This window comes from Janthinobacterium sp. Ant5-2-1 (assembly GCF_001445815.1).
Classification (GTDB): domain Bacteria; phylum Pseudomonadota; class Gammaproteobacteria; order Burkholderiales; family Burkholderiaceae_D; genus Janthinobacterium; species Janthinobacterium lividum_E.
The window spans coordinates 1-15,745 of sequence record NZ_LNCE01000018.1 but is presented as its reverse complement, the minus strand read 5'-3'; the positions used below and the strand labels follow the sequence as shown (position 1 = coordinate 15,745).

Below are 15,745 nucleotides of genomic sequence, written 5' to 3'. Positions count from 1 at the left end.
AAGATCAGGTTCGAACTAATCACACGTAGACGAAAAAAGCCCGATCGTCCCTTGCGGGATCGATCGGGCAGTTCTCAAAAGCGGTTGAATGAAAGAGATGCTTAACGCATGCTCAGGGTCATTTGAACCGATACAGCCTTCACAGTACCACCCCGGCTGGGGTCGTAGGACTGAAAGGATTGAAACGTATCACCCTGGTATTCATAGGTGACACTGTAGCTGCTGATGTACTGTTCAGAACGTTGCACCCAACGGCATACTTGCTGTGGCTGCGTATTGCGCTGCTGCTGTGCAATAGAGTCACCGCTCATAGCGCCCGTAACTGCTCCGAGTGCTGTCATGGCTAAACGACCGTTGCCGCCACCGACCTGGCTACCAAGCAGAGCACCAGCTAGGCTGCCGATGACACTACCCGCGTTCACAGCACCAACCTTCTGCTGTGACTCATTGTAGACCATGTCGCATACCTGTTGATTCTGCACCCGATCCGAATAGACCGGGGTCACGTTGGTGATGTTAGCCATCACATCTTTCGCGTAAGCGCCAAACGAAGCTGCTGCAGCAACTGCGAAGAAGATTATCTGCGAGAGAGATTTTTTCATGATGTTTCCAATTTTAGAGTTTCGACCTATCGATTGATAGGTCGTTGTGGATTGTTTAATTGTCAAGCTGAATTTCACGAGCGCGGCCAAGGTTTGGTGCGTCCTTGAAGATTTCAGGTGTTGGTAACTGCTCAGTTTGTTCTGTTTCTTCCGTCTTCGTAATATAATTTTTAATGTTTCTGACCAAGTCAATTGCGATATAGCGCATTAATGGCCACAAAATTTTATTTGTGAAAATGCGCATCAACGGCCATACAACTTTTTTCGTACTCCAGATCACGGCGCAGATAGGAAGCGCTACGATAAAGGATACGATGTAGACGTACGGACTTTCAATTTTGTTGGATGGCAATTTCATGATTTTCCTAAAAGGTAGATTTTGTAAAGGAGACACGATGTTATTAAACAGCGGTCGTATTGGTACTTTAAGAGGACGTGTGGAATATGATGCTGGCGCATCGTGAAAACACGCCAGCTTTCCGTTTACGACAGCTTCACAAAAGTGCGCTGCGTACCGTCGTACTTGAAGTTTTCATTGAAGTATTGCTTGAGGGCTTTGTAGTGGTTTTCAGATTCCTGGCGACAAATATCCAAAAAAAGATCAACACGCCCCAATTTTGCAGATTGAAATTGCGGATGAGACGTGATTTGAATAAACTCATTCAAATCGCCAGCTTGCAACGCAACTTCCGCTGGTGTCATGCCGAAGGTATTCGTGGCATTAACATCGTAACTTGTATTCCAGCCAGTGGTTTGAAGATGTCCGGCCAGTTGATAGTTGTTTTTCATTAAAGGCTCCTAATAAATCCCGCAAGGCGGTGAGAAAAAAGGAGTAAGCAAGGTAGCTTGCCGATGTAGACCGGTAAGCAGAAAGTTACTTTGATAGGCCGCGGCCGTGGAAGTTTGAACTTGATCGCAGCTGGAGCCGCGTTTCATTTTGTGCTGTAAAGCACCGGGAGAGTTTACAAAAATGCCGAGAACCGACAATGTTATTGTACACCTTTTGATCTGTTAGGCAACAAGCAGGCCCCAAAAAAAGGGCCGCTTGTCATCTTACGCATACGCGGTTTGTTGCGACATTGCAATTTTTACAAGTTTGATGCCAGATATTAAAGCATCATCTTTGAGAATCACAGGTGCCAATTGTTTCTTCTCTTCAGCATAAATTGCTGCCCAGACGTCAGCGAAATCGGTTTCTTCAACTGGCGGAATTTTGATTACAACCTCATATCCTAGTTTTTCGAGTCGCTCCTTAAGTTTCATCGCATAATGTTCTCCTGGTCGATATCCATGCTTTTTGTCGATTTTATCGTGATCAGCAAAAATGATGATCTTGTCAAATCGCCCTTCAGGAATATCCGCCAATGATAAGTTTACACAATTAAGCATCGACCACACATTGATTCGGTATCGATATCCCGTTGCAACTGCTAAACCATTTTCGATGCCTTCCGTTAGTCCCAACGTACGGCTTTCCGGTACTTCTACCACCCGGATTGCTGCACCGTCTAGTTTGCGGACCCCTTTCATCTGCTTCTTTGCTTCCTCGACTGGCGCCTTTGTCCCTTGAGGTGTTAGGTATGTCCGGTGCAATGTGATCGGCTGTTCATTGGAATCAACAGCTCTGCCTATCATGGTAGGAAAGTTGCCGCGTAGAACGTACTTACCAGGCTCTTCCTCTACGTAAAACTTCAGCCCTGGATGGTACTTAATTTGATTACTAATTTTACTCAAGTCGCAACCAGGTACGCGATTACGTAGGTACTGTGAAACAGGATCTTGGCCAGTAAGTGGCAAGCATCCTGCAGACACCTCACCCAATTTTCTTCGGTTCTTTCTTACCTGTTCAACGTTGAAGTCGGCGTCCTCAAAAGTGAAACGCTTAATAGGAGTTTCTGGATTGAGCCCACTAGTACCGTCGTCGAGAAATTTTAGAATCTCAACCTTTGACATTCCAGTAAAGCCTTCTATAAGGGTGAAGCCATTTCCCGCGCCGCACTTCTGGCAGTACCATGTTCCCAGGCCCCCTTTGTTGTCGAACCTGAAGCGGCGAGAGCCCTGTGTGCCGCTCTTCTTCTCCCCACTGCCAGTATTTTCATTGTTTGTCCCGTAACAAAATGGACAAGGACCAGCCTTTCCAGTTAAACACTGACTGTCAATACCTAGTGCAACTAGTTTTTTCTTCCAGTCTACATTTGCAAAGTCGATTCCCATATGCCCTCACTGCCATATTGTGGCGAATATAAATAAGGTCAGGCACTCAGTCGAAGTGAGGCTTTCTTGAGATATCTATATCTCAAGAAAACTGTGAGATAAAACTGATGTCACCGTTAGGCGACATCAGGATTATGGTTTTTCAAAGGGTAGTTATTTTTGAGTAAATGTTGACAAAATGGTATCTAAAATGGAATATCGTCATCCAAATCCGAGAAGTTCGGCGCCGGCTTCGGTGCCGGACGTGGCGCCGGGGCTGGTGCCGGACGCGGGGCCGGTGCCTGGTGTGAGGCCGGGGCTTCGTAGCCGCCGCCACCGCCGTAGCTGTCATCACCACCGCCGGCGTCGCCGCCCATGCCGGAGCGACCGCCCAGCATTTGCATCTGTTCCGCGATGATGTCGGTTGCATACTTCTCGACGCCGTCCTTGTCCGTGTATTTACGGGTTTGCAGACGGCCTTCGACGTAGACGGACGAACCTTTTTTCAGGTACTGGCCGACGATTTCCGCCAGGCGGCCGAAGAACGAGATACGGTGCCACTCTGTTAATTCTTTTTGTTCGCCCGTGTTGCGATCCTTCGATTTGTACGAAGTGGCCACGGCGATGTTGGCGATCGCGTCGCCGCTAGGCATGTAGCGGATTTCCGGGTCTCGGCCCAGATTGCCGACGATGATGACTTTATTTACTGATGCCATATTAATTTCCTATGATGTTAGATGATATTGATTGCGAAGTGATTTCGGTTGCGCTGTTCCATTTTGCCGTCAACCTCCACTTCAAAATAGTGCTTGCCAAGGAGCTGAATACGGATCAACTGACCAACCTGTAGCTTCATATCAGCCACAAGATCGGAAAGATGTTCACCAATGAATTCCTTATCATAGGCGCCTGTTTCGGATCGAATTTTCATCGCGTAGGTGATGTAGGGTTTACCATCTCCGTTACCGGTACGCTGTGATGTTCCAAATGAAACAATCCTGCCCGTGAACGGTGCACTCTTACTCCCTGTTGCCGGAACGATGGTCGACTGAGATGGGGATGTTGAAACGGGCGTAGGCTTATTCTTCGCCTGTTTTTCTTCGTTATCCCAAGGGGGGGTATGCGATAACGTAGTGGTCGCCTTTTGGGGATATTTTGGATTCTCTTCTGTGCGTATCAACGCAACAGGTTCGAGTCCATTTTGACGCACCCATTGAATGGCTCCATCGATGTCAAACACCACTGCGGAGTCATCAGCTATGAGCGGCGTAAAATCGATTGGCTTAATATGACGCAACTCGCGGCACACTATACGAATTACATCGGCCGTGTAGTAATGATAAAAACTTACTTTGCGACCGTTGATCTCTCTGCTATAGACCCGATCAGCGACTTGATACTGCAAGTTTTTGGTGACATTGGGTAAGCTTACTCCGTGGCTAACCTCGTGCAGTGGTTTTGGTTGGGCCTTAGACTTATTTGTTAATGTTGCCATTATTTTGGCGCCAACTGCTTCCATGGTTGCAAATGGAAAAATCAGCAGTCCATATGGTAAGTCAACAACTTTATCTGGGAACTTGGGATTTTGGCTCATTGGGAATTCTCCGTGAATGCCGAAAATCGGCGTTAGCAAGGAGTGAGCATTTATGATCGCTCTCCGATACTTGGTATCGAACAGCTGGGGGATGTAAGACAATGCCGGGGACCGACAAAATCATTTTACAGGATTTTAGTTGCAGGGAAAAGGGCTTACTATTAAGTACGGGAACACCCTGGTGCATAGCGCCAGGGTGTTTGAAATTACAGCTCGGCCATCATGATCTTGTAGTCCGCCATCTCCCACAATTCTGGCGTGTGGGTAATGAAAAACTCGCGACCATAGCCACCTTGCTTGAGAACGGCTCGCTTCATTTGCATGAACGTACGCTTTGCTTCGGGATCTAGTGCACTGTCAGTTTCGTCGGTAAATAAGGTCTCGCAGTGGGTCATACTTGACTGCGATGCATACAGCGCAACCGAGCGTGTCAGGCACTCGTTCACCAGTACCTCTTCGCCACCTGACATGTCGCCAAGTGACTTTTCGGTACCCCGATGGCCGTCAAAGACCTTTATATCAAAGGTCTCCTTCATGTTGCCAGTCTTCGTCTCGCTTTGCGTATCGAGGCGCACGACAAAGCGCCCATCAAAGCAGTCCGAGAGCAGGTTGTTGCAGATCGCGGCAATCTCTGGCCCTGAGTCGTCGATACTCAACGCCACGCAGCCATCGTTGCCTAAACCTTTCTCCAGCAGCTTCCATTTTGCGATTTCTTCAAACAGGCGCTCGGCTTGCTCTTTCACCTGAACGGAGCGCGCAGCCAGCGTACGCACTGCCTCGAGCTTGCCCAAAAAAGTAACTTTCTGTTCGCTGAGAGCACGGGCACGGGCCTGAACTTCGACCAGTGCAGCGCCAGCAAGCGCAACGGCACTTTGGTAAGCCGCTACCTCGGCGTCGGATACCGGCTTTTCCAGCTTAGCCAGGCGCTCCTCGAGCACTTTGGTTTCAGCCAGACTGGTACCCTCTATGAGGGCCAGGGCCTGACCTTTTCCGACTCGATTGCAGCAAGCATTGTCGAAACCTGCATCATGCGATCGTTAGCAGCGGCGATGTCTTGACGCTGTTGCGCAATTGTATCGGCCAGCACTGGCAGGCGAGTTTCAGCGTCGGCGATAAGCGGGGCACGCGCAGCAAGACGGTTGTCAGCGTCGAGAGCATCTGCAGCCATCTTTCTCTTCTTCTGCAAGTCTCTCACCTCCGCCTCGATGGTATCGAAGCCGGCTACCCTTGATTGAAGATCTTTTACCTTGCGGCTGATCTCCTGATAGGTTAAGCGCTTGGCGGCTTGCTCCGCTTCGTGAGCCGGAACATCCCGCATTGCAGCGTTTGCTTGCTCCATTAACGGACAGGCCAATTGCATCAGCGAGCCTTTACAAGGAACCTGTTCAACCAGCCCGGCAGTCTCCTTAAGGCTCTTGATACGAATGGTCTTTGCTTGTCCATCCGATGCCAGCTTCGAATGGTCTGCGATGAGCACATTCAACTCGGTTCGCATTACTGCAGCACCGGCCAGCGTAACCTGGTGTGCGTCGACTGCGCCGTCGATTTGTTCGAGGTCTTGCTGGCGTTGGTGAAGACGTCCCACCGCTTGCGCTACTGCACTCTTCTCAGTCAGCACAGCATTGAGCCTGCGCATTTCCGCTTCATTCGACTGTACGTTGATTTGCACAGATGGGATCGCAGCTTTTACGCTGGCGGCCTCGGATTGATGACGCATTTGTTCACGAGCGTACTGAGTGTCCACGCTCGCCCTGCTGCTGGCCGCCTTGCTGAAGACCACGCCGATTTGCTCGGTCAGAAATCGAACTTCCTCAGCGTTCTTTGCCTGTGCATCTCGTTTGGCGAGAATACCTGCCAATTTTTCACGCGCACCGTTGACGTTTGCTTGAGCCGTGACTTCATCTGCGCAGCCGGCGCGAATGAGTTCATCAACCCGTGTGACTTCACCAGTCAGTACAGCTGCGGTGTTGTCCTGGTTGCGTGCTTCGGCCAATTCGTCGTTGATACCCGCGAGCTGCTGGCGGAGGAACTTGCCAACCAGTGCCGCGTTGGAAGAAAGCGTATGCAAGCCCTGAAGGTTCAGCACCGAAGCCAGAATCGACTTAATGTCGCCAGTGCCGTAGGATGCGAGAGATTTGCGACCTTGCGCTGAGAAATGGGCCGTGAAAAACTTCTCCGGCGGCCCCAGGATGGTATCAACGCAGCGATCATACGTGGCCGTCTTTCCGTCCGAGAGCGTGCCATCATCAAGCTGAACCGGCCTCCATTCTTGAACTGCTGTGTCCCACTGATACAGGTAGCAATCCGATTTCTGGGTTTTGCCCGTCGTCTTAAATGACAGGAGGGTTCGATAGAGTACACAATCGTTCTCCCACAGCAGTTCTTTCATTGCCGTGGCGCCGTAGATTTGCGTCCAGTACGAGAAGCCACCGGGTCCAAGCGTAGTTGCGCGGGAAGGCATAATTCTGAATGGGTGAAGATTGTCCAGGACTGTACTTTTTCCGGCGCCATTGGGGCCTACAAGCGCAACGAGCGAGGCATCTTGGGGAATGGTTTGAAGATCGAGTACCAGGCTGTCCCGGCCAAAAGCAGCGGATATGCCAGTAAAGCCTTGCAGTGTGAGTTTGAGTGGTTTCAATTTGGCTCCATACCGCATAGCGGTGTTTTCAATGGAGTCAGCTGGCAAGCAGAGTGAGTGTGAGTTTGCGTATGATTCTATGCCTCAGGGAGACAACGCCATCATAGCAGGTAAATACACCTGGTTAAAGACGGGCCCGCGACACCGCCGACTCATCGTCGGCGGTTTGGCGGCTATTGCAATTTGGCAATGGTGGTCATACGGAATCTGTCGAGGACAAAGTTACGCATCGGCCAGCTGTATTGGGCGCTCAGTTCGGTGCCGTACTGGACGGCATCGGCATAGCGAGTGAAGTCGCCAACACATTCAACGCCCTCGCCTTTTAAGCGGATGTAGACGGAGAAAGTTGTCGGGTTCAAGTTGTCGATTTCATAGTGCGTGGCATCGTCGAAACCGGTCTCATAGCTGCGCACGCCATGTACCTCTAGCGTGTCATATATGTGGCGATTGCCACCTATGATGTTTTGGGCATAGCGGTCAAAGATGAACTTCGCTGGAATGGTGGTGAGGGAGGTAACTTGTAGGTTAGCGCCATTTGGCGCTGCGAGTGGGAGGGTGTTGAGCATATTGTCGATTCCGTTATATCGTTGAATGAATTCGGCTCGCGCGGTGCGGACCGTTGATGGGGCGATATATTCCAAGTGAGAAATAGATCGAATGTCAGCCGAGGTGACGATCTGTCGTGCAACTGCAAATTCCAGAGGTACACACATGGCGTAATGAGTGCCGAAGATCGGCGAGTAAAAAACATGAGCTGTGCTCATCGATGCGGCGCATCGAAGAGCAAGAAAATTTGAAGGTAAGCCTGGCACCTACCCGTTTGAGGTAGGTCCCAGTATTCCGTTTTTTACGCGGCAAGTGGCATATCGATCGATGCCAGCCATTCGACCTGGCTGTATGAAAACAACGAGCCTGATTTACTTGTGACGGCTTGCTGGCCCCATTCCTTCAGGGCTTCGCGGTCGATCTTGCTGATGCCGCCCATTGGTGTGAGCGAGATCCTGTACACAGGTTTTTCGTAAGTTCCCTCGCGGGTGAGAACGCAGGTGCCAACACGTGCATTATTGCTGTATAGCCAGAACGCTTCGACCGGCCCAACGCTCTTGTACGGAATCGTCGTATTGACCAGCGCGGCAAATTCATCGCGTGTGATTTCTTTCAACGAGAACTGCGCTGGGCCGTGGCCGATCGAGAGGACATAAAAGCGGTCGTTATTCGCCAGTCTTGTCAAATACGTGGGAATCTCGTTCAGCTTCTGATGCACTCCTAGCGGGGCGATGTGTGTATGACTGTCCCCAACCATCCATGCGATTTTCATCCCAGGGTGCGCGAAGCGTTCAAGTGTCGCCATGTCAATCTCCAGGTCCTTCGGATAGTGTTGCAGCAGCTCCAGCTTGTACTTTGCGATTTCCTGCTTCATTGCTTCTATAATTGCTTGAATCATGGTTCCTCGTGATGTGAAAGTGGGATGAATTCAAAAAATTTGATCTTAAAACTCGGTTTCCGAATGGCGTGTGTTGGCAGGCGGGCCTGATGGATCAGGTGCCGATTGCCCTGGGCGTTTGTTGGTGGAATTGAAAGCGCTTGCGATATCCTCTGGCGCCATCGTTTGCAGCTGGGACAGCCGCTCGGCCAGACCTGACGTTGGTGTTTGCGTGAACTCGCACCACTTGATGAATCGTTCTTCAACTGACGATAGCGACGAGATGCCGGCACAGCGTTGACGTTGAATTGTAAGCACCTCGCCCTCGATCTTCACTTCGGCGGAGGCGCCCAGGATTTGCTTGATCGCTTGGCGATCAATTGTCCTGGCGAACTCTTCGTCGACCGAGTACCTGACACGAACAAAGGCGCCGCGGCATTGCTCCGCTACGGTGGCCAGCTCGTCCAGGTTTGGAATGCCTTCGAATGCGATTTCAATCATGCGTTTCGATGGCGTTTGCACTGGGGTAAAGTCGGCCGTATCGGCTGATACTTCCCAGATGAGGCAGTATTTCTCCCCAAGCTCCCCGTAGTGGTACCGACCGATCGAGCCTGGATACGCGATGCGCTGCATACGGCCGTCATGCTCACGTGTCCATTGCTGGTGCATGTGGATGTGACCGAGCATCGTCGCGCTCGTGTTGGCTGAGAACAGAGCACCGAGTGAAAACTCGTGGTCCATTCCCGCCATCGGCACGCCGGATTCATTAAGAGATCCATCGACGGTACCGTGACTTGCCAGTACGGTAGGAACACCGCGGCGGCGCAACGCAGCGTTTGCAGGACCGAACAGACCAAGAAGTGCTGCCAGGTGATTCCCCATTTCGACACTTGCATTGTCGGCGCCCACTACCAAGGCCAGTTCAGCCTTGTTGACGGTCGGCACGCTGGTGATAACCAGGTCATATTGCACATCGGCGTAGGTCGGGTCATAGTCGAGCCATTTCCCGTCCGCGAGGCCAATCATGCCGATCTTGTCAGAAACGACAATGGGATGATTAGCTCCGATCATTTCCAGCATCTTGAGCAGTCCTACCGGCTCATGAGAGAAGGTACCTTGCAGCAGGAATACTGGGCAGTGGTCGGCCAGCTGCTTAATGCGTTTTGCCAGTGCCAGCAGTGCTGGAGAGTGACCGTCCAGAGCGTGGTCAGTCAAATCGCCAGTGAGCATCGCAACTGCGACGTCGTTGACGATTGCTTGTTCGACTGCATGGCCGAAGCAACGATCCGCTTCATCCAAATTACCCGGAGAGTAGTGCAGGTCCGAGGCGTGCAGAATTTTCATGTGATTCTCCCATTGATGCCGTGATTCGGCGTTTTAATGAGAAGAGCGGGAAGGCTCATCGATGCAGGCAGCAGTGATGAACGTGAAGGTGGTTGCCGCCCCTTTGAGAGGGGCGACGGTGGGTTCGATAGTACGCGGACAGATCAGTGGAAGATCGCCGCTTTGATGTCGGTACGCGCTGCCTGGCGAGCAGACTTGCGACGTGCATTGTTACAGCCTTTCGGCGCCTGCTTGCGCGGTTCCGGTTGGCCAGCGTGGATTGACTCCGTTTCGACGCGGTAGCTGCGTTTGTGTCCGTATGCTTGCATGATATGGCCTCGTGATAATTGGTGATCTGACTATTCGCCAGCTTTGTTGGAAGGAACTGCGTCTGGTACTGGCAATGCTGCCGGTATTGGCGGCGCCACCTGTACAGCGACCTTGTCGGTGAAGATGTCATTGAAGGAGCTGGCCAGGCCGGGGGCCTGGGCGAACAGCGAAGAGAGAGCATTGTTCATAAAATACATCCTTGATGGTGATTGTAGAAAGGGTGCGGAGCGTTCAAGACGCACGCATTAGTTGAAACTCCAATTGGAAATATCGAGGTAATCGGAAATTTTTTCCTCGCAGACGTGAGCGTGTTGCGGGCTCACGATGGTGGATAGCAACTGCACCACGCGTTTGATTTCCTTGCGCATGCTGCGACCAACGATACGGCGCACGCGATGCGGATCGAATCCAAGTTCATCGCATACCCACTCGATGCTAACGAGGCTTCCGTCAGGATTGAGGCTGTATAGCCAGATAAGAGCATCGAGCCGATTTTGGTCAGCTTGGTTTGATTTGGTGCCAGTGACCGACGTCTGACCGAAGAGATCGGGTTCGACATCTTCCGACTTGCCTTCAATGTCCCACATCATTCGCAGAAACATGCGCTTGGCAAGGATATGCTCGGGACTGTCGCCAGCTTCGATTGATTCCAGATTTACCGACTCCGGTTCGTCCGGATCGACGAGCAACTCTCTGGCGTCAGTTTTTTTTTTCGCTGGAACCAATGGAGTGCGAGTCGGCTTGGATTTCAATCCAGGTTTGACGGACTTGGTTGAAGGCGGGTGGCCGTCGTGCAATGGTTTGGGGGCAGGTGATTTAGCTTCGATGGGTTTCTGATGATCGACTGGGATGTCGTCGAAACAGTCGAAGATGTCCAGCTGGATGACCACAGCCGGCTTTAGTAACGCGACCGGGTTTGTTGAGTGCATAGAACCTCCAGTAAATGCCGCAGGGCGGCAATAGAAAGAGGTGTTCCGTGAAGGATCAGCGCTTAATCAGTGCTGATTCGAGAATGTGGAGGGGGTGACTTGCGTGATGCTATCGAGCGCCTACAATGGTGGCATTATTAAATAAAGGAATGTTATGCCAACTGATTTGAACGCTGTCTCCGATGAAGCTTATGAACGTTGGATACGTGAGGCGGGAGGTGTGAGCGATCCGGACAGCCCTACTGAAGAGAACCTGGCCAGTCTGTTCAGCAATACGATGCGCGAAATGGATACCGAGGCAAGGGCACGCCGACTGGTCGACGTGGCCAATATGGCGCTGGCAATGGCCGACAAGATCCTGGGTTGCCAGGTTCCTGTCGCCAAATGCTTAGTGCTCGTTCAGCACTAATTAGTTCAGCAAAGCGATCTTTGCCAGATTACGAGCGTGCTGCACGTTGCGGAAAACGCGATCGTTTTCGATACAGGGTTCGTTTTCAATGTCCCCGATTTCGTTCAGCACTTGCTGGGCGGTATTCGGGTTCTTTGCGAAGGCAAACAGATTATGCCAAAACTCCATTTCATGAACGGGGTACTGGGAATAGCGTTGGCCTTCTTGTGGTTGAACCAGTTTAGCCTGGTGAGCTGCAATTGCCGATTGGGTCAAGATGGTCATGGCGCACTACTCCTAATAGATTCCGCATAGCGGGGTTAAAAAGGAGTTAGTGACTATCGTCACTTACCAATGGGAACATAGGTAAGTGGGTAGGAGAAACAATGCCGTAAGCCGACATCATTAATGTACAGCAACTTCTGCGGCATGTCTAGCAGAGGCAATCAGAAAAGTTAGTAGTGGTTGGCAATACCTCGGCACAGTATTTGTCGTCAAAAAAGTGGGATTCCCCAGTAATCATGACCATACGCACCCTTTTACCATGTCACTGTGTCCATCTTCCCGTTTTTAAAATTTTACCCGCCATAGTCGCCAGTACCTCCTGTTACGTGAGCATGTTGGAAAACGATTCAGCTTCAATTTTCACGCAGATTCCCTGTTGATTAATCGCGCCCTAGAGGTCAGTATTCGACGCCAAGTTTTTTAAAAGACTTCCAAAGCATCGTCACTTTTTGTAACTAACCCACCCTCCTCCATCAGCATTACCAACTCCGGCACCGTACCGGACTCTTCCAAGTCCGATGGCCCTGGCGACCCCACTAACCCAGTGCTAAAAGAGCTAAAAGAATAAAAAGAGCTAAAACGAGTCCAAAGAGTCATCCTCTACCTCACCGAAGTCCGTGGCAGTAGAGTCCCTAAACCACATCGACAAATGGTTGGTTAGTTACATTTTATGCTAGACTCGATGCACTATTAATGGGCTTCGAACATGAAAAAACTAACTTCGTGGGACGAAGATCCCATCGCTTCGTTTTCATCCTTCGTATTCACTGACGACTTTGCAAGAACAAGTCTTCGACAACCAGCTGATTTGATCCTGAGAACCATATCAACCGAGTCTGCAAAGACCTATATTTTCATGTTCGGCAACTTCGTCAAATGGATGGTTGCTGAGCAGAAAACACTGTCCACAATCACTCAATTCGACTTGTTACGATTCATCAACCGCAATGAAAATGGTAAACGTTTGCTCAACAGCAAAATTGCCTTCAGATACCTCCGATTAATCGAACGGTGCTACGACCATCTCGGGAATGTTCCCAATCCGGCTCGACTTACGATGCTCACTACTGCCCCTGGTGAATTTGCAAAGGATGCAGCTGGCCGGTCCCTTTCAAACGATCAGCTTCTGCGATTCTTCGACGCACTTCCGTCTGCATCCCAGCGGCGCCGACAAAAAACAGCATTCGATGGTTGGAAAAGACGGCGTGATCGTGCAATGCAGGTAGTGATGGCGCTCGCAGGGCTTCGCGTATCTGAGGCGGTTGGCCTGCTACTCGAAGAAGTTGGCAAACAGGTAGAGATTGATGGGGCAATCGAATTGACCATCACACCTGACGAAAAGCACGACACAAGTTACGAACATGTAACGTTGTTACCTCGCGCGGGCGTCGATGAACTTCACCCCTGGCTTAGGGAACGCGACCTAATGAAGATCCCAGGCCATTTCGTATTCCCGGCAAATATGGCCGGCGACAAAATGACGAAAAAAACCGTTTACGTTCAGATACAATCCACCTTTGCACGCGCTGGACTGGACTTGTCTCGGTCAGGTGGTCGAACCTTGCGCAACACATTCGCCAAACGACAATTGGAAAATGGAACACTTCCTGATGATCTCAAAGACATCTTGGGCCTGGCCCTCGAAAGATCAGCTGCTGACTACAAATTCACGCAGATCAACGAAGACAAGAAGAAATGAAACTCTCCATTATTCTCTATACGCTTGCATCAGCACGTTTGCCATCCTTCACAAGTGGAGAGCTGCAGCAACTCGTCGGTACAGCTGAAGGTAAAGCGTTGCCACGGCAAAAATCACGAAAAATCACTCCAGATTGAATTCCAAAATAGGCACTATTTCGTTCAAATTATCCAACGCGCCCGAACACCTATATCGATTCCAGTACGCGCAGTCGATGGAATTCAAATCATGTCGTTACTCTACAAACAACTCTTACGAAATGAAGAGCACCTAAAATTGGACGACATCCGAACTATGGTCGGTCGAATGGCAGCAATGATGCCTAAGAATTAAACGGATAGCCAAAGCCGTCTTGAGCCTATCGATATTTTTCTAGATGATTGCATTACCCCGCGGGGAAGCGGCGTGTTTCAAGCCGTTGGGATCTGCGCTGCGATGTGCCAAGGCAAGAATTCGTCGACACGGTAGGCCGGGTGGTCAGCGATGTGAGTGAGCATATTGCGTAGCACAGCCTCATAATCGACGCCATTGCGCCGGGCCCTTCAAATCAACGATTAGATCGCGGCGACCAATGGCCATGCTTCGCAAACCTCGTTCCGCGGCCGAGTTGTCGATCTCGATTGCGTCGTCGTTACAGTAGCTCAGCAGCGCCGGCGAGAGTTTGAGCTCATACAGGATTACCGCCACCGTGTCGGAATTGCTCGACAACATATCAGATTTGGTGCGCAGCTAACGCTCTAGGTCATCGAGCAGCTAACGCGAGCGGCTTTGCCGAATCTGTCTTCATTCGCCAGGCGATTTTCCTCGGTATCGGCCAAATACAGCTCGGCGATCCGGCGCAGCTCCTCAGTAGTCAGCGGGGATTCCGCGCGCCGCGGCATGCAGGTCATGTAATTTACGCCGCGCATGCGCACAGCTGGCCACTTCGGGAACCATGCCTTATTCAAACAAGGCGTTAAACCCCGCATACCCGTCGGCGTGTAATATGTCATCGAATTTAGCCTGCTGGGTTTGCGGATGGATACCTTTGTGAACTGGCGAGCAGGCGAACCACACTGCTGGTGGCGCGGTGGCGCCGACAAGCCGTTCATCGCGCACATAGGTCCTTAGCCGCCCGTTTTTGATCTTCCCGTTGCCAGACGCGAGCACTGGCACAGGCTTGTCGTCTGGATGCAGCTTCGTGACAGCCAGCACGTGGTGCCTGATCGCGTCGACCGGTGGGCGCAGCTGTGCACTGGCTGCGCCCATGCCCTCGATCGCCAGCGCGACCAGGGTCGCATAACGCCGCTCATCCTCGAACTTGGCCAGATCGAATGGCTGCATCTGCGCACCTTCCCGCGCCATCTTCAAAAACCGATTTTGATGAATCTGGGGGCCTATCCCGTCCGGCAAGGCGAGCGACTGGAAGATATTGAGACGCTCGATCTGTTTCCGCATGTGGCGGGAGTTCGGTTTCAACGGCGACTGGCGCAGCCACATCAACCAGGTGATGTTCGTGTCCGGCGCGACGTTGAGCAGATTGTCCAATCCTCGCTTGTGGTGCGGCTGACGCTGTTCCAACAATGCCCGGTAAATGCGCCGGTTGGCGCGCGTCACGGCTTCCGCGCAAACTCGTTCGATGACCGCCAATATCGGCAGGATGATGTGCCGCTGCCGTAACGTTTCCAGGGCATGGGCGGCGAGCACTAAGCCCTTGTCGGTTTGCATCACGAGGTCCGCAACGCTATGCGCCAGTGTACGAAACTCCGGCAGGCCAAACGCGGACAGGCCAAGATAGGCGCGTAGTTCCTGAAAATGTTCACGCCGCGTCTCGTCGCGGATGCCATACTGCGGCCGAGCGGCGGCGTCGCTTTGTACTTGGCGGGCGACCCACTGAACTACCAGGTCCGGCACTGGCATGTCGCCGGCCAGCGCATAGCCCGGACAGAACATAATAAATTTCAGCAGGAGCTTCCAATGGCATTAGGCTGGACCGAAATTCGCGAGCGAGCGCATGCTTTTTCTTACAAGTGGAAGGATGAGAAGTGGGAGAGCGCAGAGGCTCAAAGCTACTGGAACGACTTCTTCGATGTGTTCGGCATCAGCCGCAAGCGCGTTGCGACGTTTGAGCGACCCGTGACCAAGCAAAGCGGCGTCCACGGTTTTATCGACATGCTATGGAAAGGCGTGCTGCTGGTCGAACATAAGTCCGGCGGTCTTAGCTTAGACCGTGCTGCAAAACAGGCTTTCGACTATTTTCCGGGCATCAGTGAGGATGATCTGCCCGGCTAAGTAGTCGTCAGCGACTTCGGGAGCATTCGTCTCTACGACATACTCGCCGCTGATGGTACCAGAAATACCG

General features: G+C 51.6%; 21 protein-coding genes. 4 read left to right on the top strand and 17 right to left on the bottom strand.

Translation table 11 applies throughout. From position 1 onward, the window contains the following. Nucleotides 1-101 precede the first annotated feature (101 nt). From ASN89_RS07100 to ASN89_RS07040, 13 genes are all read right to left on the bottom strand, one after another. Nucleotides 102-602, bottom strand: coding sequence for a glycine zipper 2TM domain-containing protein (locus ASN89_RS07100; RefSeq protein ID WP_058048770.1), 501 nt, complete (start codon nt 600-602; stop codon nt 102-104). Nucleotides 603-657: 55 nt separating this feature from the next. Continuing rightward, nucleotides 658-960, bottom strand: a complete 303-nt coding sequence (locus tag ASN89_RS07095; RefSeq protein ID WP_058048769.1) for a hypothetical protein — start codon at nt 958-960, stop codon at nt 658-660. A 125-nt stretch (nt 961-1,085) separates the two neighbouring features. Further along, a complete protein-coding gene (locus tag ASN89_RS07090; RefSeq protein ID WP_058048768.1) occupies nt 1,086-1,391 on the bottom strand; it encodes a hypothetical protein in 306 nt (101 codons plus the stop codon). Nucleotides 1,392-1,655: 264 nt separating this feature from the next. Further along, nucleotides 1,656-2,816 (bottom strand): toprim domain-containing protein, encoded by a 1,161-nt coding sequence (locus ASN89_RS28055; RefSeq protein WP_082654443.1) that lies wholly within the window; start codon nt 2,814-2,816, stop codon nt 1,656-1,658. Nucleotides 2,817-3,001: 185 nt separating this feature from the next. Next, complete coding sequence (ssb, locus tag ASN89_RS07080; RefSeq protein ID WP_058048766.1) at nt 3,002-3,511, bottom strand: single-stranded DNA-binding protein; 510 nt, start codon at nt 3,509-3,511, stop codon at nt 3,002-3,004. Nucleotides 3,512-3,528: 17 nt separating this feature from the next. Next, nucleotides 3,529-4,389, bottom strand: a complete 861-nt coding sequence (locus ASN89_RS28550) for a hypothetical protein (protein WP_152988477.1) — start codon at nt 4,387-4,389, stop codon at nt 3,529-3,531. 206 nt (nt 4,390-4,595) lie between these two features. Further along, nucleotides 4,596-5,327, bottom strand: coding sequence for a hypothetical protein (locus ASN89_RS07065; protein ID WP_058048763.1), 732 nt, complete (start codon nt 5,325-5,327; stop codon nt 4,596-4,598). A gap of 26 nt (nt 5,328-5,353) precedes the next feature. Beyond that, nucleotides 5,354-7,027: a hypothetical protein gene (locus tag ASN89_RS07060; protein WP_152988476.1), complete on the bottom strand. Its 1,674-nt coding sequence runs from the start codon at nt 7,025-7,027 to the stop codon at nt 5,354-5,356. A 173-nt stretch (nt 7,028-7,200) separates the two neighbouring features. Beyond that, nucleotides 7,201-7,791 (bottom strand): hypothetical protein, encoded by a 591-nt coding sequence (locus ASN89_RS07055; RefSeq protein ID WP_152988475.1) that lies wholly within the window; start codon nt 7,789-7,791, stop codon nt 7,201-7,203. 83 nt (nt 7,792-7,874) lie between these two features. Beyond that, nucleotides 7,875-8,471 (bottom strand): hypothetical protein, encoded by a 597-nt coding sequence (locus ASN89_RS07050; protein ID WP_058048760.1) that lies wholly within the window; start codon nt 8,469-8,471, stop codon nt 7,875-7,877. 45 nt (nt 8,472-8,516) lie between these two features. Beyond that, entirely contained in the window at nt 8,517-9,794 is a 1,278-nt protein-coding gene (locus ASN89_RS07045) for a metallophosphoesterase family protein (RefSeq protein WP_058048759.1), read from the bottom strand. Nucleotides 9,795-10,132: 338 nt separating this feature from the next. Further along, entirely contained in the window at nt 10,133-10,291 is a 159-nt protein-coding gene (locus tag ASN89_RS28965) for a hypothetical protein (protein ID WP_161911746.1), read from the bottom strand. 57 nt (nt 10,292-10,348) lie between these two features. Beyond that, complete coding sequence (locus ASN89_RS07040; protein ID WP_058048758.1) at nt 10,349-11,032, bottom strand: hypothetical protein; 684 nt, start codon at nt 11,030-11,032, stop codon at nt 10,349-10,351. A gap of 154 nt (nt 11,033-11,186) precedes the next feature. Between ASN89_RS07040 and ASN89_RS07035 the strand changes: the two genes are divergently transcribed. After that, entirely contained in the window at nt 11,187-11,441 is a 255-nt protein-coding gene (locus ASN89_RS07035; RefSeq protein WP_058048757.1) for a hypothetical protein, read from the top strand. On the opposite strand, the gene ASN89_RS28545 is transcribed toward ASN89_RS07035, so the two are convergent. Beyond that, nucleotides 11,442-11,705, bottom strand: coding sequence for a hypothetical protein (locus tag ASN89_RS28545; RefSeq protein ID WP_152988474.1), 264 nt, complete (start codon nt 11,703-11,705; stop codon nt 11,442-11,444). It abuts the gene before it with no gap. A gap of 706 nt (nt 11,706-12,411) precedes the next feature. Between ASN89_RS28545 and xerC the strand changes: the two genes are divergently transcribed. Continuing rightward, the gene (xerC, locus tag ASN89_RS28050) at nt 12,412-13,404 is read left to right on the top strand and encodes a tyrosine recombinase XerC (protein WP_082654442.1); all 993 of its coding nucleotides are present in this window, start codon (nt 12,412-12,414) and stop codon (nt 13,402-13,404) included. Next, nucleotides 13,401-13,541, top strand: a complete 141-nt coding sequence (locus tag ASN89_RS28960) for a hypothetical protein (RefSeq protein ID WP_161911745.1) — start codon at nt 13,401-13,403, stop codon at nt 13,539-13,541. Before xerC ends, ASN89_RS28960 begins: the two co-directional genes overlap by 4 nt. Nucleotides 13,542-13,814: 273 nt before the next feature. On the opposite strand, the gene ASN89_RS29435 is transcribed toward ASN89_RS28960, so the two are convergent. The 3 genes from ASN89_RS29435 to ASN89_RS29835 all read right to left on the bottom strand — a co-directional run bounded on the left by ASN89_RS29435 (nt 13,815) and on the right by ASN89_RS29835 (nt 15,336). Continuing rightward, on the bottom strand, nt 13,815-13,901 hold the full coding sequence (locus ASN89_RS29435) for a hypothetical protein (RefSeq protein WP_235501902.1): 87 nt from the start codon (nt 13,899-13,901) through the stop codon (nt 13,815-13,817). 16 nt (nt 13,902-13,917) lie between these two features. Further along, nucleotides 13,918-14,115 (bottom strand): IS66 family transposase, encoded by a 198-nt coding sequence (locus ASN89_RS07025; protein WP_058048755.1) that lies wholly within the window; start codon nt 14,113-14,115, stop codon nt 13,918-13,920. 228 nt (nt 14,116-14,343) lie between these two features. Then, the gene (locus tag ASN89_RS29835; protein ID WP_058048754.1) at nt 14,344-15,336 is read right to left on the bottom strand and encodes a DUF4158 domain-containing protein; all 993 of its coding nucleotides are present in this window, start codon (nt 15,334-15,336) and stop codon (nt 14,344-14,346) included. 24 nt (nt 15,337-15,360) lie between these two features. Between ASN89_RS29835 and ASN89_RS07015 the strand changes: the two genes are divergently transcribed. Next, a complete protein-coding gene (locus tag ASN89_RS07015; protein ID WP_058048753.1) occupies nt 15,361-15,675 on the top strand; it encodes a type IIL restriction-modification enzyme MmeI in 315 nt (104 codons plus the stop codon). The last annotated feature ends 70 nt before the right edge of the window (nt 15,676-15,745 follow it).